This is a genomic window from Sagittula sp. MA-2 (assembly GCF_030126985.1).
Classification (GTDB): Bacteria; Pseudomonadota; Alphaproteobacteria; order Rhodobacterales; family Rhodobacteraceae; genus Sagittula.
Window position 1 is genome coordinate 3378259 of record NZ_CP126145.1, and the last position, 19671, is coordinate 3397929.

21 protein-coding genes are annotated in these 19671 nt (G+C 68.6%); 4 read left to right on the plus strand and 17 right to left on the minus strand.

The window, feature by feature from the left end:
• Window positions 1-85: 85 nt before the first annotated feature.
• From QNI11_RS16475 to phnG, 3 genes are read right to left on the minus strand one after another with little or no spacing between them, the layout of a single operon-like run.
• Window positions 86-1198: a carbon-phosphorus lyase complex subunit PhnI gene (locus QNI11_RS16475; RefSeq protein ID WP_283980938.1), complete on the minus strand. Its 1113-nt coding sequence runs from the start codon at window positions 1196-1198 to the stop codon at window positions 86-88.
• Entirely contained in the window at window positions 1198-1779 is a 582-nt protein-coding gene (gene phnH / locus QNI11_RS16480) for a phosphonate C-P lyase system protein PhnH (protein ID WP_283980939.1), read from the minus strand. Before phnH ends, QNI11_RS16475 begins: the two co-directional genes overlap by 1 nt.
• Window positions 1779-2243: a phosphonate C-P lyase system protein PhnG gene (phnG, locus tag QNI11_RS16485; protein WP_283980940.1), complete on the minus strand. Its 465-nt coding sequence runs from the start codon at window positions 2241-2243 to the stop codon at window positions 1779-1781. The genes phnH and phnG overlap by 1 nt, the downstream gene beginning before the upstream one ends.
• An 82-nt stretch (window positions 2244-2325) precedes the next feature.
• Between phnG and phnF the strand changes: the two genes are divergently transcribed.
• Window positions 2326-3060, plus strand: a complete 735-nt coding sequence (gene phnF, locus QNI11_RS16490; protein WP_283980941.1) for a phosphonate metabolism transcriptional regulator PhnF — start codon at window positions 2326-2328, stop codon at window positions 3058-3060.
• Between the two features lie 439 nt (window positions 3061-3499).
• On the opposite strand, the gene QNI11_RS16495 is transcribed toward phnF, so the two are convergent.
• From QNI11_RS16495 to QNI11_RS16550, 12 genes are all read right to left on the minus strand, one after another.
• Window positions 3500-4117, minus strand: coding sequence for a chloramphenicol acetyltransferase (locus QNI11_RS16495; RefSeq protein ID WP_283980943.1), 618 nt, complete (start codon window positions 4115-4117; stop codon window positions 3500-3502).
• Between the two features lie 35 nt (window positions 4118-4152).
• On the minus strand, window positions 4153-4794 hold the full coding sequence (locus tag QNI11_RS16500; RefSeq protein WP_283980944.1) for an SDR family NAD(P)-dependent oxidoreductase: 642 nt from the start codon (window positions 4792-4794) through the stop codon (window positions 4153-4155).
• Complete coding sequence (phnE, locus tag QNI11_RS16505; RefSeq protein ID WP_283980946.1) at window positions 4794-6113, minus strand: phosphonate ABC transporter, permease protein PhnE; 1320 nt, start codon at window positions 6111-6113, stop codon at window positions 4794-4796. The genes QNI11_RS16500 and phnE (QNI11_RS16505) overlap by 1 nt, the downstream gene beginning before the upstream one ends.
• Window positions 6110-6970, minus strand: coding sequence for a phosphonate ABC transporter, permease protein PhnE (gene phnE, locus QNI11_RS16510; protein ID WP_283980947.1), 861 nt, complete (start codon window positions 6968-6970; stop codon window positions 6110-6112). Before phnE (QNI11_RS16510) ends, phnE (QNI11_RS16505) begins: the two co-directional genes overlap by 4 nt.
• A 120-nt stretch (window positions 6971-7090) precedes the next feature.
• Window positions 7091-7996, minus strand: a complete 906-nt coding sequence (gene phnD / locus QNI11_RS16515) for a phosphonate ABC transporter substrate-binding protein (protein ID WP_283980948.1) — start codon at window positions 7994-7996, stop codon at window positions 7091-7093.
• A 33-nt stretch (window positions 7997-8029) separates the two neighbouring features.
• Window positions 8030-8851, minus strand: a complete 822-nt coding sequence (phnC, locus tag QNI11_RS16520) for a phosphonate ABC transporter ATP-binding protein (RefSeq protein WP_283980949.1) — start codon at window positions 8849-8851, stop codon at window positions 8030-8032.
• A 143-nt stretch (window positions 8852-8994) separates the two neighbouring features.
• On the minus strand, window positions 8995-9333 hold the full coding sequence (locus QNI11_RS16525; protein WP_283980950.1) for a hypothetical protein: 339 nt from the start codon (window positions 9331-9333) through the stop codon (window positions 8995-8997).
• Window positions 9334-9435: 102 nt separating this feature from the next.
• Window positions 9436-10464 (minus strand): endonuclease/exonuclease/phosphatase family protein, encoded by a 1029-nt coding sequence (locus QNI11_RS16530; protein WP_283980951.1) that lies wholly within the window; start codon window positions 10462-10464, stop codon window positions 9436-9438.
• Complete coding sequence (ugpC, locus tag QNI11_RS16535; RefSeq protein WP_100929549.1) at window positions 10461-11504, minus strand: sn-glycerol-3-phosphate ABC transporter ATP-binding protein UgpC; 1044 nt, start codon at window positions 11502-11504, stop codon at window positions 10461-10463. Before ugpC ends, QNI11_RS16530 begins: the two co-directional genes overlap by 4 nt.
• Before the next feature lie 104 nt (window positions 11505-11608).
• Window positions 11609-12520: an ABC transporter permease subunit gene (locus QNI11_RS16540; protein ID WP_283980952.1), complete on the minus strand. Its 912-nt coding sequence runs from the start codon at window positions 12518-12520 to the stop codon at window positions 11609-11611.
• Window positions 12521-12528: 8 nt separating this feature from the next.
• Window positions 12529-13410 (minus strand): ABC transporter permease subunit, encoded by an 882-nt coding sequence (locus QNI11_RS16545; protein WP_283980953.1) that lies wholly within the window; start codon window positions 13408-13410, stop codon window positions 12529-12531.
• Window positions 13411-13476: 66 nt separating this feature from the next.
• The gene (locus QNI11_RS16550; protein ID WP_283980954.1) at window positions 13477-14781 is read right to left on the minus strand and encodes an extracellular solute-binding protein; all 1305 of its coding nucleotides are present in this window, start codon (window positions 14779-14781) and stop codon (window positions 13477-13479) included.
• Window positions 14782-15127: 346 nt separating this feature from the next.
• Here QNI11_RS16550 and QNI11_RS16555 point away from each other — a divergent pair, with 346 nt between their 5' ends.
• Genes QNI11_RS16555 through QNI11_RS16565 form a run of 3 tightly spaced genes read left to right on the plus strand, consistent with a single transcriptional unit; the run spans window position 15128 to window position 17813 of the window.
• Window positions 15128-15964: a UDP-2,3-diacylglucosamine diphosphatase gene (locus QNI11_RS16555; protein WP_283980955.1), complete on the plus strand. Its 837-nt coding sequence runs from the start codon at window positions 15128-15130 to the stop codon at window positions 15962-15964.
• Window positions 15961-17184 (plus strand): DUF3419 family protein, encoded by a 1224-nt coding sequence (locus tag QNI11_RS16560; RefSeq protein ID WP_283980956.1) that lies wholly within the window; start codon window positions 15961-15963, stop codon window positions 17182-17184. The genes QNI11_RS16555 and QNI11_RS16560 overlap by 4 nt, the downstream gene beginning before the upstream one ends.
• Window positions 17181-17813 (plus strand): class I SAM-dependent methyltransferase, encoded by a 633-nt coding sequence (locus tag QNI11_RS16565; RefSeq protein WP_283980957.1) that lies wholly within the window; start codon window positions 17181-17183, stop codon window positions 17811-17813. The genes QNI11_RS16560 and QNI11_RS16565 overlap by 4 nt, the downstream gene beginning before the upstream one ends.
• A 56-nt stretch (window positions 17814-17869) precedes the next feature.
• Here QNI11_RS16565 and QNI11_RS16570 read toward each other — a convergent pair whose 3' ends face one another.
• Entirely contained in the window at window positions 17870-19165 is a 1296-nt protein-coding gene (locus QNI11_RS16570; RefSeq protein WP_283980958.1) for a TRAP transporter large permease, read from the minus strand.
• The gene (locus tag QNI11_RS16575; protein ID WP_283980960.1) at window positions 19162-19650 is read right to left on the minus strand and encodes a TRAP transporter small permease; all 489 of its coding nucleotides are present in this window, start codon (window positions 19648-19650) and stop codon (window positions 19162-19164) included. Before QNI11_RS16575 ends, QNI11_RS16570 begins: the two co-directional genes overlap by 4 nt.
• Between the last annotated feature and the right edge of the window lie 21 nt (window positions 19651-19671).

Here is a 19671-nt window from a genome sequence, read left to right on the forward strand (position 1 = left end):
CTGGGTAACGGGTGGGGCACACACGGGCGGGCGACGCCCATGTGGACAGGCGCGGGCCGTCCGCGGGCCACTGTCAGGACCACGCTCATTCCGCCGCCTCCTGCGTGGCGGGGCGGTCCTGCGCCGCCTCTGCCTCGCGGCGCAGCTTGCGGACCAGCTCCAGCTCCGACTGGAAGTCGACGTAGTGCGGCAGCTTGATGTGTTCGAGGAAGCCCGTCGCCTGCACGTTGTCGCCGTGGTAGAGCACGAATTCCGCGTCCTGCGCCGGTGCGCCGCTGTCGTCCTCGCCCAGTTCCTGCCAGCGCAGCGCCCGGTCGACCAGCGCCATGGCGATGGCCTTGCGCTCGGTCTGGCCGAAGACCAGCCCGTAACCACGGGTGAACTGCGGCGGCTCGGTCTTCGAGCCCTTGAACTGGTTCACCGTCTCGCATTCGGTCAGGACGACCTCGCCGATCTCGACGGAGAAACCGAGCTCGGGGATCTCCATCTCCACCGGCACCGCGCCGATCCGCAGTTCGCCCACGAAGGCGTGGTTGCGGGCGTAGCCGCGCTGGGTCGAGTAGGCCATCCCGAGGGTGAAGCCCTCGTCTGCCCGGGTCAGCGCCTGCAGGCGGAGCGCCCGTTCGGCGGGCAGCTCCAGCGGGTCGCGGGTCAGGTCCGGGGGCGTGGTGTCCTCTGCCGGGGCCTCCTCGATCAGGCCCTCGCGGTTGAGGAAGCCGGTGACATGCGGCACGGCCTCGCCCGTCGCCTCCCGTTCCGGGGCGGGGTCCGGGGTGGCATCCGGCGCGCTTTCGGCGGCCAGCTTGAAGTCCAGCAGGCGGTGCGTGTAGTCGAAGGTCGGCCCCAGCACCTGCCCGCCGGGGAGGTCCTTGAAGGTGGCCGAGATGCGCCGGTCGCAGGCCATGGCCGCGGTGTCGAGCGGCGCGCTGCTGCCGAGGCGCGGCAGCGTCGTGCGGTAGGCGCGGATCAGGAAGACCGCCTCGATCAGGTCGCCGCGCGCCTGCTTGATCGCCAGCGCCGCGAGGTCGGGATCGTAGAGCGAGCCTTCGGCCATCACCCGGTTGACCGCCAGCGCCATCTGTTCGCGGATCTGCGGCACGGTGAGTTCGGGGACCGCGGGATCGCCGCGGCGCTCCTCGGCCAGCCAGGCGTGGGCGTTGCCGATGGCGCGTTCGCCCCCTTTGACAGCGACATACATCAGCGGTCCTCCGTTGCGGGAAACTGCACCCGGGTGGTGCGGGGCACGGCGGCGACCTGCGCGCCACAGGTGAGGATCAGGTCGAGGCCCAGCGGGAAAAGCGTCCGGTTCCGGGAGTAAAGGTCGCTTTCGGAAAGGGAGAGCGTGGCGGTGTCCCTGATGCCGGGGCCAGAAAGGCGCGCGCCTTCCGCCGTCAGCCTGTCGGTTTCGACGATCAGCGTGGCGGAGCGGTCGGGGTATTCCGGCGTGCCCAGGGGGTATTGGTCGTGGTCGACGTCCTGCCAGCGGCCCAGGGCAAAGGTGCAGTCCGCAGGGCCGCAGAGCGGCGCGCCGATGTGGAAGGCGATCCACTGGCGGACGGCGGGGCAGTCTGTCGCCCCGGCCAGGTGCACCGGCGTGTCGGCGTCGCAGAGCGTGAGCAGCACGGCACCCGCGGCGGGCGAGAGCGGCGCGGGCGGTGTCGCGCCGTCGAGCCGGTGGATGGTGCCGGGGCGGGCCATGGCGGTCATCACGGCGCGGAAGGCGCGGGCGGAGTCCATTGCGGGGTTTGAAAACCCGCCTTCGAGGGCGTCGGTCGTCATCAATCGTCTCCCCGGACCATGGTGAAGAAATCCACCTTCGTCGCCGCGGCCTTGCGGGCGCGGGTGTCCCGGCGCCGGGCGGCCTCGGCCGCGAGCGGGTCCAGCACTTCGGCCCGGACCCGATCGGCGGCGCCGGTCTGCATCAGCGCGTCGATCAGGGCGGCCGCTTCCGCATGGGGTTTGTCGCGGCCCTGCACGTAGGCGTGGCCCACGGTGCCGTCCGCAAGGCGCAGCGCGCAGCGGGTCACGGTCATCTCGCCGAGGTTGAAGGGCGTGCCGGTGCCCCCGGCCCGGCCCTGCACCATGACGCTGCCGGTCTCCGGGCGGCGCAGCCAGTCGGCGGCAGGGCGCGGTCCCAGCGCATCCAGCAGTTCGGCGGGACGGCCCCTTGGCGCGCGGGCCAGGAGGCCCATCCACGCGCGCCGGTCCGCGGCGCCGCCGGTGTCGTCTTGCAGGTCTTTCATCTCGACAAATCCCGCCATATCTATACAACTAGACTTATTATCGCAGATGCCGCCCCCGGGCGCGAGTCGGAAAGTGTGAAATTTGAGTAACGGAGCATCGAAACGCACGCCGCACCGGACGCCTCTGTGGGCGGAAATCGCCCGCGCGCTGCGCGACGAGATCGCCGAGGGACGTTATGGCCCGGGCGACAAGCTGCCCACCGAGGCGCAGATGGCGGAGCGTTTCGGCGTGAACCGGCACACGGTGCGGCACGGGGTGGCCTCGCTGGTGGAGGCGGGCGTGCTCCGGTCGCGCCGGGGATCGGGGGTCTTCGTGGCGGCGGCGCCGACCGATTATCCCATCGGGGCGCGCGTGCGCTTCACCGAGAACCTGCGCCGCGCGGGCCGCATGCCCGGGCGCGAGATCCTCGGGCAGGAGGTGCGTGCCGCCAGTGCCGGCGAGGCCGAGGTGCTGGACGTGGCAGAGGGCGCGCGGGTGCTGGCGAGCCACTCGCTCTCTTTCGCGGACCGGCAGCCGGTGGCACTGGCGGAGTCGATCTACCCGCTCGACCGGCTGCCCGGGCTGCCGGAGGCCTTGGCGGAGGGCAAGGGCGTGACCCATGCGTTGCGCGCGGCGGGCGTGGCGGATTACACCCGCGCCTCGACCCGGATCACCGCCGTGGCGGCGACAGCGGTGCAGGCGCTGCACCTGCACCTGGCGGAGGGCGCGCCGGTCCTGAAGACCACCAGCCTTAACGTCGACCCGGAGGGGGTGCCCATCGAGTTCGGGCGGACGTGGTGGGCGGGCGACAGGATCACCCTGACGCTGGAGGACTGAACGCCTTGCGCCTTCCATGGCCGGGAAAGATGCGGTTCGGGGTGTCCTCTGTCCGACAGTCCGCCCCGCAGGAACAGGTGACCACCCCGCCCTTCCCGGATTTCATGGGCGCCTTCCCGGGGACCGAGATCCCCTTTCCCTAAGACGTGGGGAGCCCTCGGCGATCCAGTCGGACGCCGGGCTCGCGGTGTTCTTCAGCTTTCTTCACGACCTCGATCTGCCGGTCCATTCGCACGTCGCCCAGCGGGGCATGGGGATCGAGGGCGAAATGGCACTGGCCGTCGGTGGCGAGACGCGCATCTGCCTGGCCGGGGACAGCTACTCCGTTCCCGGAGCCGTGCCGCACGGCATGGACATCGAGGCCGGGGCGCGGATCCTCGATGTCTTCGAGGAGGCGGAGGGGTCGGGCCGAAGGGCCGAGGGGCCGCCGCCGCTGGGATCACCGCTCATACTTGTCGAGGAAGGCTTCGGCGGTCAGAGTGCGGAAGTCGTCGAGCGTCTGGCGCAGGCGGTCGTGCGGCCAGTCCCACCAGGCCAGCGCGATCAGCCGGTCGGCGATGGCCTCGGGCTGGCGCAGGCGGAGGACCCTGGCCGGGGTGCCCGCGACGATGGTGTAGGGCGCCACGTCCTTCGTCACCACGGCGCCGGAGCCCACCACCGCGCCGTGGCCCAGCGTGACCTCCGGCTTGATCATGGCGCCGTGGCCGATCCAGGTGTCATGGCCGATGACCGCCCGGCGGGAGCGGCGGTGGTCGAAGAAGGCGGCGTCCGGTTCCGCGTCGTCCCAGTAGTCGTCGGAGCGGTAGAGGAAGTGGTGGCAGGCGGCGGTGTCCAGCGGGTGATCCGTGGCGCCGATCCGGGTGAATGCGGCGATGTTGGCGAACTTGCCGACGGTCGCGTTGGCGATATCGGCGTAGCGGTCGCAGTAGCTGTAGTCGCCGAGGTGGCTGTAAGCGATGCGGCTGCCGCGCCCGACCTCCGTGTAGCGGCCAAAGGTGCTTTCGGTGATCGAGCAATCGGGCTGGACGACGGGGGCGTCCGGGGACAGGCGGGCCATGGGCGGTCCTTTTGCGTGGGTCGCGGGCTGGCCGCTCAGAACGGGCGTTCCTCGCCGGTGAAGCGGAAGAAGCGGCCGGTGTCCGCGAGCGTCAGCCGGTCGGCGAGGTCGAGGATGCCCTGCGCCACCGCCTCCGGCGTCTCGGGCGCGCCGGTGCCGCCCATGTCGGTCTGCACCCAGCCCGGATCGACGAGGACGCAGGCGATGCCCTCTGGCGCGAGGTCGGTCGCGAGGCCTTGCATGACCTTGTTCACCGCCGCCTTCGAGGCGCGGTAGGCGATGCGGTCGGACTTCGCGTAGCCCATGAAGGCCATCTGCGAGGAGACGGTGAGGATGCGCGCGCCCTGCCCCGCCCTGAGCGACGGCAGGAGCGCCTGCGCCACGGCAAGCGGCGCCAGCGTGTTGACCGCCAGCGTCGCGGCAAAGCCGTCGAAGTCCATGTCGAGGGGCGACTGCCGGTCGGGACCGATCACGCCCGCGTTGTTGATGAGGATGTCGACAGGGCCGATATCCGCAAGCTGGCCCGCGATGGTCGCAGGCTCTTCGAGGCGCAGCGGCACGGTGCCGTCCCGCCCGTCGCGGGTGGTGCCCGTGACGGTGTGGCCGCGCGCCTGCGCCTCGGCCATGAGGGCCGCGCCGATGCCGCGGTTCACGCCGGTGACGAAGACGCGCACCATCAGTGGCCGTCCCTGCGCCCGATCAGTCGGGCGCGCAGCTTGCCGGAGATCCAGTCCATCATCATGACCACCAGAATGATCAGGATGATGTAATAGGCAACCTCTTCCCAGTCCTTCTGGGTCTGGATCGCCTGCGTCAGCAGCAGGCCGATGCCGCCGCCGGTGATCGCGCCGATGATCGTGGCGGAGCGGGTGTTGGATTCGAGGAAGTAGAGCACCTGGCTGAGCAGCACCGGCACGATCTGCGGGATTACCCCGAAGCGGATGCGCTGCACCGGGTTGGCGCCGGTGGAGGCGATGCCCTCGATCTGTTTCGGGTCGGTGTTCTCCAGCGCCTCGGAGAAGATCTTGCCGAAGGTGCCGGTGTCGGTGACGAGGATCGCCAGAGCGCCGGTCAACGGACCGGGGCCGAAGGCGCGGGCGAGGACGACGGTCCAGATCAGCGCATCGACGCCGCGCACGAAGTCGAAGACCCGGCGCATGGCGAAGCGTACGGCCATGAGCGGCGCGAAGCGTTTCGCGGCGAGGAAGGCCAGCGGCAGCGCCACGATGGCCGCGCCGAAGGTGCCGAGGAAAGCCATGAGGATGGTCTCTCCGATGGCCCAGGCGACGTCGGCGTGGCGCCACATCGGGTTGTCCCAGAAGTCCTGCCATGCGCCCGCGAGGTTCGGACGGGCCGGGTCGATCCGGTCACCGAAGAGGATCCCGGGCAGGCCATGGCCGTGATAGGGGCTGTCGAAGGTGTAGAAGAACAGCTCCCACCCCGGGAAGTAGTTGAAGATCTCGGTCTTCGAGCGGGTGATGGTGATCCGGCCCTCGTCGGTGGTGATCGCAACGCGGTTGCGCGCGGCGTTGATCCAGTCGGGCAGGTCCTCGGGCAGGTTGGTGACGACCGCGCGTCCGTCGAAGCGCGCCTCGATCGTGCCGAAGCCGGGGATGACGACCTCTGTCGCGTTTTCGGGCAGGAGCCGGACTGTGTGGCCGTGCCCGAGGTCGACGGTGGTGACGGTATCGCCGGTGACCCAGTCGGGGCGGGTGCCTTCGGGATAGGCGCCCTTGCGCTCCCCCTCGACGGCGTAGTCGATCTGGCCGGAGCGGTGGTCGCGGGTGACATGCACCTTGTAGGACCACGAGTCTGAGGCCAGCGTCACGGCATTGTCCCAGCGGGCGCGCTGCGCGAGACCGGCGATGTCGAAGGCGAAAGCGATGTAGACGAGGTAGGCCAGCACCAGCGCGGGCAGCGCGAAGGCGGTCAGGCGCTTGCGCAGGAACAGCCGGTCGGCGCCGGCCTGCATCGCGGAGACATCGGCAAGGCTCATGCGTGTGCTCCTTGGGTGAGGCGGTTGCGCAGGCGGCTGGAGAGCTGGTCGAAGAGCACGATGGCGCCGAAGAGCAGGATGAAGATGGCCGCCGCCTCGTCGAAGCGGCCCGGGCCCCAGGCCATGGAGTTCCTGAGTTCGTAGCCCAGCCCCCCTGCCCCCACGAAGCCGAGGATGGCGGAGGCGCGGATGTTGATCTCGAACCGCAGGAGGCCGTAGCTGAGCAGGTTCGGCGCGACCTGCGGCAGGACGCCCAGCCACATGCGTTGCGTCCAGGAGGCGCCGACGGAGGACAGACCCTCGACCGGCTTGAGGTCGGCGTTCTCGGCCACCTCGGAGAAGAGCTTGCCCAGAGCGCCGGTGGAATGCACGGCGATGGCGATCATCGCGGGCACCGGGCCGCCGCCGAGGACGAAGATCAGCACCAGCGCGATGACGATCTCGGGGACGGCGCGCATCACGTCCATCAGGCGGCGGAACAGCGGGACGAGGCGCGGCCAGCGGGCGAGGCCGCGGGTCGAGAGCAGCGCGAAGACGGTGCCTAAGGCGGCGCCCAGCAGGGTGGAGACGGCGGCGATGTTCACCGTCTCGACCAGCGCGGGGAAGTACTTCACCACGAGCGACGGCAGGTCGGCGCGCTTTTCCCATGCCTCCGACAGGACGGCGGCGGGGTAGTCGCCCAGTTGCGACAGCCCGTCCCAGAAGCCGCCCGCGTTGCGGTCGTCGGCGACGACGAAGCCGGAGACCATGAGCAGGACGAAGATCATGAGCGTCAGCCCGCCGTAAAGGCGCTTGCGGCGGACCTGCTCCATGTAGCCGGACCGGATCTGGCCGACGGTAAGGGTGGCGTCTGTCATGGGGTTCCGTTCAGGGATGGCCCCGGGCGCGTGGCCCGGGGCGCGGTCTGCAGGATGCGGGACAAGGGCGCGCCGGTACGGGCTGACGCGCCATTGCCGCCGGGGCGGTCGCGGAAGCGATCAGCCGCCGATCTCTGCCTTGCGGGCGTCGATCACGGACTGGTAGGTGTCGTGGTCGACCGGGATGAAGCCCAGCGTGTCGCCGGCGGCCACGCCGTAGGCGCAGTCCGCGTCACGCTCATAAAGACCGTCGACCAGCGCGGTCATGCGGGTCTTCACGTCCTCGGGCAGCGCCTTGCGCAGGACCACGGGGCCCTCGGGGATGACCTTGGACTTCCAGATCTCGGTCAGCTCGTTCATGTCGACGAGGCCCGCGTCCACCGCCTTGCGCAGCGCGCCGGAGTTGTAGCCGTCTTCCCAGTTGCCCTGTGCGTCGGCCCAGGTCACGCCGGCGTCGATGTCGCCGTTGAAGACCGCGACGATGGTCTGCTCGTGGCCGCCGGTGAACTTCACCTCGCCGAAGTAGTCACCCGATTCCATCGAGGCGCCGGTGGTCTGCGGGATCTCGATGGAGGGGATCAGGTAGCCGGAGGTGGAGTTCGGGTCGCCGAAGCCGAAGACCTTGCCCTTCACGTCTTCCAGCTTGGTGATGCCGCTGTCCTTGCGGGCGAAACCGATGGAGTGGTAGCCGATGGAGCCGTCGAGGTTCTGCTTGACCAGCACCGGGTCGACCGCGTCTGCGTCCTGCAGGTAGACGGCGGCATAGGCCGAAGCGCCCAGCCATGCCATGTCGAGCGTGCCGCCCAGCAGGCCCTGGATCACGCCGTTGTAGTCGGCGGGGGCGAAGAGCTTGACCTCGACGCCCAGTTCCTCGGACGCGTAGTTCTGCAGGCAGGCGTAGGAGTTCATGCGGTCCTGGGCGTTCTCGCCGCCAAGGATGCCGATGCGGAACTCGGTGATGTCCTGCGCCTGTGCCGCGCCGGTCAGCGCGGTGGTGGCGAGGGCGATGGCGATCAGCTTTTTCATCAGTTTCTCCGTCGATGAAGGTGTGGTCGGTGGTCAGACGAGCGCGTCGGCCCTGGCGATGGCCGCCAGTTCGTGGTCGAGCGTCTCGATTTCGGTGGAGGTGGCGGCCTCGGAAAAATCCGCGCCCGCGCCGTAGATCTCGCGGGCCATGCCGGTGGTCAGCTGCGCGGGCGTGCCGTCGAAGACGATGCGCCCGTCGCGCATCCCGATCACCCGGTCGCAGTAGCGGCGCGCGGTGTCGAGCGTGTGCAGGTTGGCGATGACCGTGCGGCCGTCTTCCTCGTGGATGGTGCGCAGCGCCTGCATGACGATCTGCGCGTTCATCGGGTCGAGGGAGGCGATGGGTTCGTCGGCGAGGATCACCGCCGGGTCCTGCATCAGGGCGCGGGCGATGGCGACGCGCTGCTGCTGGCCGCCGGACAGCGCCTCGGCCCGCTTGGGCGCCTCGGCGGCGATGCCCAGGCGGTCGAGGATCTCGATGGCGCGGTGGATGTCGGCGCGCGGGTAGAGGTTGAACACCGTCGACAGGGTGGAGCGGCGGTTGAGCGTGCCGTGCAACACGTTCGACACCACGTCCAAGCGCGGCACGAGGTTGAACTGCTGGAAGATCATCGCGCAGCGGCTTTGCCATGTGCGTCGCGCGGCGCCGGTCAGGGCGGTGATCTCGCGGCCCTCGAAGCGAATCGCGCCTTCGGAGGCATCCGTGAGGCGGTTGACCATGCGCAGCAGCGTCGACTTGCCCGCGCCCGAGCGCCCGATGATGCCGACCATCGCCGGTTCCGGCACGGTGAAACTGGCACGGTCCACGGCCGTCCTGTCGCCGAAACGTCTGGTCAGATTGTCGACTTCGAGCATCGGGTCCCCCGGTTGTTACCGGGCGGTCCTACGGGCCGGGCGCGTCAGTTTCTTGACGCTTCGGATTCAGCTTTGCGACGGTCGCGCGAAGGTTCCGTGACAGCGGTTGCCGTTTGCCGGGCCGCGCGGGTCAGGAGGGCGGGTCAGGAAGGCGCTTCGCCCTGCGCCATCTGCCAGGCGTCGCCCATGGCCACGATGCAGGATGTGCCGGAGGCGTAGCGGATGACCATGGTCCAGGTGCCCTCTGCCCCGGTCCAGACCTCCAGCACCTCTTCGGGATTGCGCAGGCCGGAGGCGGCCTTGGTGATGTTGCGGTGGCTGGCGAGACGCTTTTCCATCTGCGGCGTGGGGGCGCAGATGATGTCGGCGATGGGGCTTTGCGCCGCGGCAGGGGCGGGGGCGGGGGCGGCGGACAGCAGGAGCAGGACCCCGGCGGCGGCCCGGGCCAGAATCGGTCGGAAGGGGGCTGGTGCGGCTCTCATGCACCGGAGTGTAACGTATTTATGACGTATAGCTAGCGTGTATACAAAAAACGTGCGGCGCGCCATTGGGCGCGCCGCTGGTTTGCCTGTTCGGCGGGCGTCTCAGAGCGGTGTGACACCGGCACGGCACCAGACCGCGTCGTGGTCCGAAAGCGGCCGGCCGTTTGCGTCGAGCGAAGGGATCACCGCCCGGTCCAACGGGGTCAGGCCGCGCCCGGCGAACCAGTCGAGTTTCATCACGCGGGTCGGGTGCGGGGTGATGAGGCTGGGGCGCGTGGTCATGCCCTCGGCGGTGAAGGTCCAGGAATAGCCGCGCTCTTCGGCCATGGGGAACAGCGCCTCGCCCCGCCAGTCGAAGTCGGGCGGGACATGGTTGCCGGTGTTGAGGTCGCCGCCGATCAGGACGGGCATGCCGGGTGCGAAGGCGTCGATGCCGTCGAGCAGGATCTGCATCTGCCGCGCGCGGTGGTCGGAGCCGGAATTGCTTTCGAGGTGGGTGGAGACGACGCAGAGCGGCCCCGCGTCGGTCGGCACCACGGCGGCAAGCGCCATCCGGCCGCCAAGGCGCGGCTGCTCGGGATCGGCGCCCGCCGCCTCCGAGAACCAGTGGCCGTGATCGTCGAGCCGGATCAGCGTGACGCTTTCGAACGGGGCCTTGGACAGGATCGCGTTGCCGTGCCAGCCGAGCGCGTTGAAGTCGTCGGTGCAGAACACCCTTTCGGTGGGCCCGCCGAGGTCGAGTTCGTGGAACTCCACCCCGTAGGCGTAGGCCATGCCCATCGCCTTGGCCATGACCTCGGTCGTGTGGCGCTGGCCGGTGCGGGCCATGCCGTGATCGACCTCTGACAGAAGCACGATGTCGGGGGCACGGGGCGCGAGGTGGGCGGCGCTGTCCTCCGGGAAGAGGCAGCGTTCGACGTTCCATGCCACGACCGAGAGGGTCGCGGGAAACTGCGGGGCGGAGGCGGTGCCGCCGGTCTGGACCATCGACATGGCCGGGACCTCTGCCATGAGGGCGCGGTGCGCCTCGGCGGTGCGGGGCGCGGTCAGGAGGCGGTGCCGTTCGTCCAGTGTGACGGGCGGCAGGGTGTCGGTGACGGTGATGGCGGGGCGGGTGGTGGCGAGGGTCACAGGCGTTGTCCGGTTTCCATGTCGAAGAGGGCGAGCGCCGCTTGCGGCAGCTCGATGGGGTGGCGGCCCGTGGCGTGGGCGCTGTCCTTCAGGACGTGCGCGGTGAAGGGCTGGCCCGCCACCTCGCCGTGCAGCAGGCGGTGGGCGCCCAGTTCCTCGACCAGCGCCACGTCGAAGGCCATGGCCCCCTGCCCCACGCGCACGTCCTCCGGCCGGATGCCCAGCGTGATGGCGCCGGTGCGGCCGTTCGGGGCGGCCATGACCGGCGTGCCGTCAGGCAGCCGCACCGCGCCGTCGCCGAAGCGCGCCTCCACCAGGTTCATCGGCGGCGCGCCCATGAAGGAGGCGACGAAGGTGGACGCGGGGCTGTGGTAGATCTCGGACGGGGTGCCGATCTGCTCGATCACGCCGCCGTTCAGCACCACGATGCGGTCGGCCATGGTCATCGCCTCGACCTGGTCGTGGGTCACGTAGATCGAGGTCACGCCGAGCCGGCGCTGCAGGGCCTTGATCTCGATCCGCATCTGGTTGCGCAGCTTGGCGTCGAGGTTCGAGAGCGGTTCGTCGAAGAGGAAGAGCGCCGGATCGCGGACGATGGCGCGGCCCATGGCGACGCGCTGGCGCTGGCCGCCCGAGAGTTGCGAGGGCTTGCGGTCGAGGTAGTCGGTGAGGTTCAGCATCTTCGCCGCCTCCTCCACCTTGGCGTCGATCTGTGCCTTCGGCGTCTTCCGGTTCTTGAGGCCGTAGCCGATGTTCCGGCGGACGGTCATGTGCGGGTAGAGCGCGTAGTTCTGGAAGACCATCGCGATGTCGCGGTCGGCGGGGTCGGTGTCGTTGACCATGCGTTCGCCGATGTGGAGCGTGCCGCCGGTGATGTCCTCCAGCCCCGCGATCATCCGCAGGAGCGTGGACTTGCCGCAGCCGGAGGGGCCGACGAGCACGAGAAACTCGCCGTCGGCGATGGTGAAGCTGGTGGGCTTCACCGCTTCGAACCCGTTGGGATAGACCTTGCGGACGTCTTGCAGCGTGACCGTTGCCATTCCTTTGTTCCTTTTTGTCGTTTGCCCTGACGCGGCGTTGTGCGCGGGCGTGCCGGGGTCCTGTCGCGACGGCCCGGTGGGACGCCGCCGCGCGGAGGCGGAGGTTACTTGTCGGAGTCGGTGAGGCCCTTCACGAACCAGCGCTGGAAGAAGACCACCACCAGCACCGGCGGCAGGACCGCGAGGATCGCCAGAAGGTTCGACCGCCCATATTCCGGGATGTGGTTGCCTTCGAGGCTTTGGGTGATCTGCTTGATGCCCTGGACGAGGGTGAACTTGTCTTCCTCGGTCGAGACCATGGTGGGCCAGAGGTACTGGTTCCAGCCGTAGACGAACATGATGATGAACATCGCGGCGATCATCGTCCGGGAGAGCGGCACGAGGATGTCGATGAAGAACTTCACCGGCCCTGCCCCGTCGATCTTTGCCGCCTCGACCAGCTCTTCGGGCACGGACATGAAGAACTGCCGGAAGAAGAAGGTCGCGGTGGCCGAGGCGATCAGCGGCACGATCAGCCCGGTCCAGGTGTTCAGGAGGCCCAGCTTCTGGGTGATCTCGTAGGAGGGGACGATGCGCACCTCAAGCGGCAGGAGCAGCGTGGTGAAGATCAGCCAGAAGGCCAGCGTGGCAAAGCGCAGGCGGAAGTAGACGATGGCATAGGCGGCCATCATGGCGATGACGATCTTGCCGATGGCGAAACCCAGCCCGAGGATCATCGAGTTGCGGAACATGTTGATGCCGGTCGTCTCGCCCGAGAAGCTCATCGACTGGAAGAGCGCCTTTTGCAGGTTCGGCCAGAAGCGGTCGCCGATTTCCAGCGAGGGGCCGTGCTGCATCACCTGCGCGTCGGGGATCGTGGTCATCTGCAGCATGGTCAGCAGCGGCACGATCATCAGCGCGGCCCCGGCGATCAGGATCGCGTGGTCGGCGACGGCACCCCAGCGCAGGGGCTTGCGGGCGGGGCGTTCGGCAGGCTGCGCCGCGGTGCGTCCGGTGGTCTGGGAAATCTCTGCCATGGCGGTCCTCAGGTGTAGTGGATGCGCCGCTCGACGAGGCGGAACTGCATGATGGTGAGCGCCAGTACCAGCACCATGAGCACGACCGACTGCGCCGAGGAGCCGCCGATGTCCTGCCCGCGGAACCCGTCGAGGTAGACCTGGTAGACCAGCGTCACCGGCTGGTCGCCGGGGTTGTTGCGCAGGATGGTGTCGATCAGGCCGAAGGTGTCGAAAAGCGCGTAGGTGATGTTGATGATCAGCAGGAAGAACCCCGTGGGCGCGAGCAGCGGGAAGGTCACCGTCCAGAAGCGCGAGATGCCGGAGCCGTTGTCGATCAGCGCCGCCTCGCGCACGGCGCGCGGGATGGACTGGAGGCCGGAGAGGAAGAAGATGAAGTTTACCGGGATCTGCTTCCAGACGGAGGCCACGACCATGGCGAAGGCGGTGTCGAAGTAATCGAGGCGGACCTTCATCTGCCAGCCGAACTGGGCGAAGAAATCGACCATCGGACCCCAGCGCTGGTTGAAGAGGATCAGGGCGAGGAAGCCCGCGACCGGCGGCGCCACGGCGTAGACCCACATCAGGAGCGTGCGGTAGGTCTTTGCCCCGCGCAACACGCTGTCGGCCTTGACCGCCAGGAGCAGTGCGATGGCCAGCGAGAAGAAGGTGACGCAGAGCGAGAAGACCACCGTGAAGCCCGCGTTCTTCAGGTACTGGCTGGAGGTCCAGAGCCGGGCGTAGTTCTGCAGGCCCACGAAGGTTTCGCCGAAGCCGAAGGGGTCTTCGAGAAAGAACGACGAGCGCAGCGCCTGCCACGCGGGCCAGTAGAAGAACAGGCAGATGATCGAGAGCTGCGGCAGGAGCAGCAGGATCGGGAGCCACGGGTTGTCGAAAGAGGCGCGCTTCATCGCAGGTCCTTCAAAGGGGAGCGGCGGCCACCCGGGGCGGCCGCCGTCGTGTCATCGCGGAAAGGCTCAGTTCGTGGTCTGGGCGAAGCGGCCCAGCAGCTCGTTGCCTTCGGCTTCGATGGTCGAAAGCGCGTCATCGATAGAGGTTTCGCCGTTCAGGAACTTTGCCAGCTCGCGGTTCTCGATGTCGCGGATCTGGACGTAGAAGCCCATGCGGTAGCCGTGGGTGTTCTCGCCCGACTGGAGCATGAGCTGCTTGATGCCGGTCTCGGCCGCCGGGAAGCGCTCGTAGTGGCCGTCTTCCTTCGCCATTTCGTAGGCGGCCTCGGTGATCGGCACGTAGCCGGTTTCACGGTGCCACATGTACTGGACCTCGGGGGAGGTCAGGTATTCGAAGAAGGCGGCGGAGGCGGCGTTTTCCTCGTCCGACTTGCCGGACATGGCGAACAGCGACGCGCCGCCGATGAAGGACTGGTAGCCCTCTTCGGTGATCGAGGCCCAGTGCGGCAGGTAGGTGGAGGCCCATTCGAACGGCAGGTCGAGCGCGGTCAGGCCGCCGAAGTCACCCGAGGAACCGATGTACATGGCGGCGGACTGGTCGAGGAAATGCGCCTTGTTGTCGTCCCAGGAGGTGCCGTGGAACCCGAAGAGGCCCGCGTCCAGCCATTCCTTCACCTTGGTGAAGTGCATCGCCATTTCGGGAGAGTTGATCAGGATCTCGGTGCCCTCTGCGCCGTCGTAGCCGTTGTTGTTGGTGGCAAACGGCAGGTTGTGGCGGGAGTGGAAGTTCTCGACGAATTCCCACGGCAGGTGCGTCTGCACGAGCGGGGTGTAGCCCGCGTCCTTCAGCTTCGGCGCGATGGCTTCGAAGTCCTCGTAGGTGGCGGGGGCCTCGACACCGGCGGCGGCCAGAGCGTCGGCGTTGTAGTAGAGCACCGGCGAGGAGGAGTTGAACGGCATGCCGATCATCTTGCCGTCGCTGTCGGCGTAGAAGTAGCGCACGCCCGCGATGTAGTCCTCGATGTCGAAGTCGACGCCGTTCTGTTCGAGCAGGTCCTGAACCGGGATCGTCGCGCCCTTGGCGCCGATCACGGTGGCGGCGCCCGCGTCGAAGACCTGAACGATGTTCGGCTGCTCGCCCGCGCGGAAGGCGGCGATGGCGGCGGTCAGGGTTTCCTCGTAGGTGCCCTTGAAGACCGGGGTGATCTCGTAGTCGGACTGGCTTTCGTTGAAGCCGGCGGCGATCTGGTTGACCACGTCGCCGAGGTGGCCGCCCATGCCGTGCCACCAAGTGATCTGGGTTTCGGCCATCGCCGTGGAGGCCGTCAGCGCAAAGGTCGCCGCGGCGGTGAAGGTCATGACGTGTTTCATCGACTGTCTCCGGTCGTTTGTGCCCAGCCGGTGCAGGGCAACAGGAATGCCGGGGCGGACCCGGGATGGGTCCGTCCTGACGGCAAGGAATTCGGGATGTCCCCATCCATCTCTTGGCCCCCGTCCGGCTGTCGGGCCGGGGACACGCGGCCACCGGCTATTTCCCTTTCATGACAGGCAGATGACCGATTGCTGAAAGTTCGGTTACAGCCGCTTTCACCGGAGGGGCTGCACCCTTGCGCCGCAGGGGAAAGGGTCACGCGACCGATACAAAACGGTCACCGCAGTGATACATCCGCGGCGTATCCGCCTCTGGACCACGTGAACCAGAAGCGCGGACGAAACGGTGACCGATCGCACGATCTTCCTGTCGGATGTCCACCTCGGCACACGCGGCTGCCGGGCGCGGCTGCTGGCGGAGTTCCTGGCGAAGCACGAAGCCGAGACGCTCTACCTTGTCGGGGACATCGTCGACGGCTGGCGGCTGAAGAAGGGCTGGCACTGGCCGGAGGATCACAACGCGGTCATCCAGGCGATCCTCGAAAAGGCGCGGGGCGGCACGCGGGTGATCTTCATCCCCGGCAACCACGACGAGGTGTTCCGCGACTACATCGGGCTGCACCTTGGCGGGATCGAGCTGAAGCGGCGCGACAGCTTCGTGGCGGCGGACGGGCGGCGTTACCTCGTGACCCACGGCGACGAGTTCGACGCGGTGGTGGCCAACGCCAAGTGGCTCGCGTATCTCGGCGACAGCGCCTATGCCGCGCTGATCTGGCTGAACCCGAAGATCAACATGGTCCGCAGGCTCTGGTCGCACCGCTACTGGTCGCTGTCGAAATGGTCGAAGCAGCAGGTCAAGCAGGCGGTCAACTACATCTGCAAGTTCGAGGAAGTGCTGGCGCTGGACGCCCGTCAAAAGGGGTTCGACGGGGTGATCTGCGGCCACATCCACCATGCCTCGATCCGCGAGATCGGCGGCATCCGCTACATCAACACCGGCGACTGGGTCGAAAGCTGCACCGCGGTCATCGAGAACGCGGCGGGCGAGATGCGGCTGGTCGACTGGGAAGCCCGCAAGAACCGGCAGTTCCTGCTCGAACGGCGCGCCCGCAAGCGCGCCCGGATCGCCGCGCAGGCGGCCGGGGTCGAGCGGAGTGCACAGCTTGAACAGGAAGCGCAATGAGCGACACCACGCAGGCCCTCATCGGAGAGGCCGTCTACCAGAATCGCAGATGGTCCTTCGACACGGTTTCGGACCGGGTGTTTGCCCGGCTGTTCCGGGGCCTCGTCTATCCGCAGATCTGGGAGGACCCGGTCTGCGACATGGCGGCGCTTGATCTGACGGCGGAGGACGACATAGTCTGCATCGCCTCGGGCGGCTGCAACGTGATGTCCTATCTGACCGCTTCGCCCGCCTCGGTGACGGCGGTGGACCTCTCGCCCTGGCATGTGGAGCTGAACCGGCTGAAGCTGCTGGCGGCGCAGGTCTTGCCCGACCACGCGGCCTTCTACGACATCTTCGGCCACGCCGACCGGCCGGGGAACGAGGCGCTTTTCGACCGCTACATCCTGCGCAGGCTCGACCCGGAGGCGCGGGCCTTCTGGCAGGGGCGCCACGGGATCGTCCGGCGCAAGGCGCTGTTTTCGCGCGGGTTCCATCGCTACGGCGTGCTGGGCAGCTTCTTGGGCGCGGTGCACCTTGTCACCCGCTTGGCGGGCGTGCGGTGGGACGGGCTGTTGACGGCCACGACGCTTGAGGAGCAGCGCGCCTTCTTTGACGCCGAGATCGCGCCGCTTTACGACACGCGGCTGGTCAGGTTCGCCGCGCGGCGCCGGGCGTCGCTGTTCGGCCTCGGCATACCGCCCGCGCAATACGACAAGCTGGCAGCGGACGCGGGCGGCGACGTGATCCCGGTGCTGCGGGAGCGGACGCGCAAGCTGTTCTGCGACTTCCCCATCGGCGAGAACTACTTTGCCTGGCAGGCGGCGACGCGCGCCTACAAGCCCGAAGGCGACGGGCCGGTGCCGCCCTACCTCGAACCGCAGCACTTCGAGGCGGTGCGCGCCGCGGCCCCCCGCGTGACGGTCTGGAACCGCTCGATCACCGACGTGCTGGCAGAGGCGCCCGCCGGGTCGAAGTCGGTCTACGTGCTGCTGGATGCGCAGGACTGGATGAGCGACGCGCAGCTGACCGCGCTCTGGGAAGAAATCACCCGCACCGCCCGGCCCGGTGCCCGCGTGCTGTTCCGGACCGGCGGCGCGGCGGACATCCTGCCGGGGCGTGTGCCTCAGGCCCTGCTGGCACAGTGGGGGTATGACGAAGCCGCCTCTGCCACCGCCTTTGCCACCGACCGTTCGGCGATCTACGGCGGCGTGCACCTCTACCGGAAGGTCGCTGCATGACCATGACATCGGATCACGGGCGGCTGATGGACGACGTCTATCGCTACCAGCGGCTTTTCTATGACGTGACGCGCAAGTACTACCTGCTGGGCCGCGACGAGCTGATCGAGCGGATGGACGTCCGCCCCGGCCAGTCTGTACTGGAGATCGCCTGCGGCACGGGGCGCAACCTTGCCGCCCTGCGCGCGAGGCACCCGGAGGCGCGGCTCTACGGGCTGGATATCTCGGAGCAGATGCTGATCTCTGCCCGGCGCAAGCTGGGTGCGGGCGTGGTGCTGGCGCAGGCGGATGCCTGCGACTTCGATGCCGAGGGCCTGTTCGGCACCGCCCGCTTCGACCACATCGTCTGTTCCTACTGCCTGTCGATGATCCCCGACTGGCAGGGCGCGATGGACGAGGCGCTGCGCCACCTCGCCCCCGGCGGGCAGTTGCACATCGTCGATTTCGGCGATCAGGGCGGCCTGCCACGCTGGTTCGGCAAAGGCCTGCGGGCATGGCTGGCGCGGTTCCACGTTGCGCCGCGCGACCGGCTGACCGACGCGCTCGACAACCTCGGCGGGCGCGTTGCGGGGGTGGAGCACCGGGGCCTCTACCGGCGCTACGCGGTGCACGCGCGGGTGACGGGCTGAGGGCCGGAGCCGCTCCTGTTTGATCGGCGCGCGCCGGTCGGGTTCGGCGCCCTCCCTCAGAGCGAGGGCAGCCAGAGCACCAGCGCCGGTATGGCCAGCAGCAGCGCCACGTGCAGCAGGTCCGCCAGCACGAAGGGCGCCGTGCCACGGAAGATCGTCGTCAGCGGAATGTCCCGCGCCACGCTGCTGAGGACGTAGACGTTCATGCCCACCGGCGGCGTGATCAGCGCGATCTCGGTCATGCGCACGACCAGCACGCCGAACAGCACCGCGTCGTAGCCGAGGCCCGTGACCAGCGGGAAGAACAGCGGCACGGTCAGCGTCATCATCGCCGAGGCGTCGAGGATCATGCCGAGGAACAGGTAGAGCACGAGGATGATCAGCAGGACCGCCAGCGGCGGCAGGTCCACCGCGCTCACCCAGCCGACGAGGTTCAACGGGATGGTCGTCACGGTGACGAAGGCGTTGAACACCAGCGCGCCGAAGAGGATGCCGAAGATCATGCCGGTGGTGCGCAGCGTGTCGTAGACGGCGGTGCGCAGGGCCGCGACGCTCAGTTTCCCGCGGAGGCCCGCGATCACCAGCGCGCCGAAGGCCCCCATGGCGCCGGCCTCCGTGGGGGTGAACCAGCCCCAGATGATGCCGCCCATGACGAAGACGAAGAGCACGATCACGTCGCCCGTGCGGCGGAACCCCTGCCAGCGGGCAGCCCAGTCGTAGCGCGGCCCGGCGGGTCCGGCCTCGGGGTTCAGGCGGCAGCGGACGGCGATCACCGTCATGTAGAAGAGCGCCAGCAGCACGCCCGGCACGATGCCCGCCGCGAACATGTCGCCGATCGAGGTCTCGGTCAGGATGCCGTAGATGATGAACATGCCGGAGGGCGGGATGAGCGACCCGATGGTACCCCCCGCCGCGACGGAGCCGGAGGCCAGAGACAGCGAATAGCCGTGGCGCCGCATCTCGGGCAGGGCGACAAGGCCCATGGTCGCGGTGGTCGCCAGGGACGAGGCGTTGACCGATGCGAAGCCTGCCGAGGCGCCGACCGTCGCCATGGCCAGCCCGCCCCGCCGGTGTCCCAGCATCCGCGCGGCAAAGTCGTAGAGGTCCTGCCCGATGCCCGAGGCAAACAGCACATGCGCCATGAACAGGAACAGCGGCACTGTGCCGATGGCGTAGTTGGTGGCGAGGTCGAAGGCGATGACGCCGACCTTGATGATCGCCGCGTGGAAGCTGATGAGCAGGCCGAAGCCCAGCACACCGACCAGCCCCATGGCAAAGCCGATGGGCATGCCGAAGGCGATGGCGAGGAACATCGCCGCGATGCCGATGACGCCTGCAAGGACCGGGGTCATTCCTTCGGCTCCCGGCCCGCGATGAACTGGAGGCCGCGCAGCAGGCAGACCGCGATCATCAGCGTGATCGCCGCCACCATGAGCCAGCGGAAGGGGGCCACGGGAATGTCGAGAAGCGGCGTCGTCTCGCCCTGGCGGCCGCGGCGCAGCGCCTCTTCGATCCCGGCGTAAAGGACGAAGCCCCAGAAGGCGGTGCCGGCCAGCAGCATCAGCCCTTGCGACAGGCCCGCGACACGGGGCCGGAAGCTCTTGACCAGCAGCTCGACCTTGGTGTGGGCGCCGTCCCACGCCGCATAGGCCAGCGCGCAGGAGACCGTGGGGATCAGCAGAAGCTCCGCCAGCACGTAGGTGCCCGGAAAGGCCACGCCCACGGCGCGGAAGGTCACGGTGACGACCGTCAGCGCCATGAGCGCGAGGAGCGACAGCACGCCGAGGGCTGCCGCCCCGCGCACGATCCCGCCCAGAAGTTGTTCGACCAGCCGCATGGCGTGCTCCCCGGGGACTTG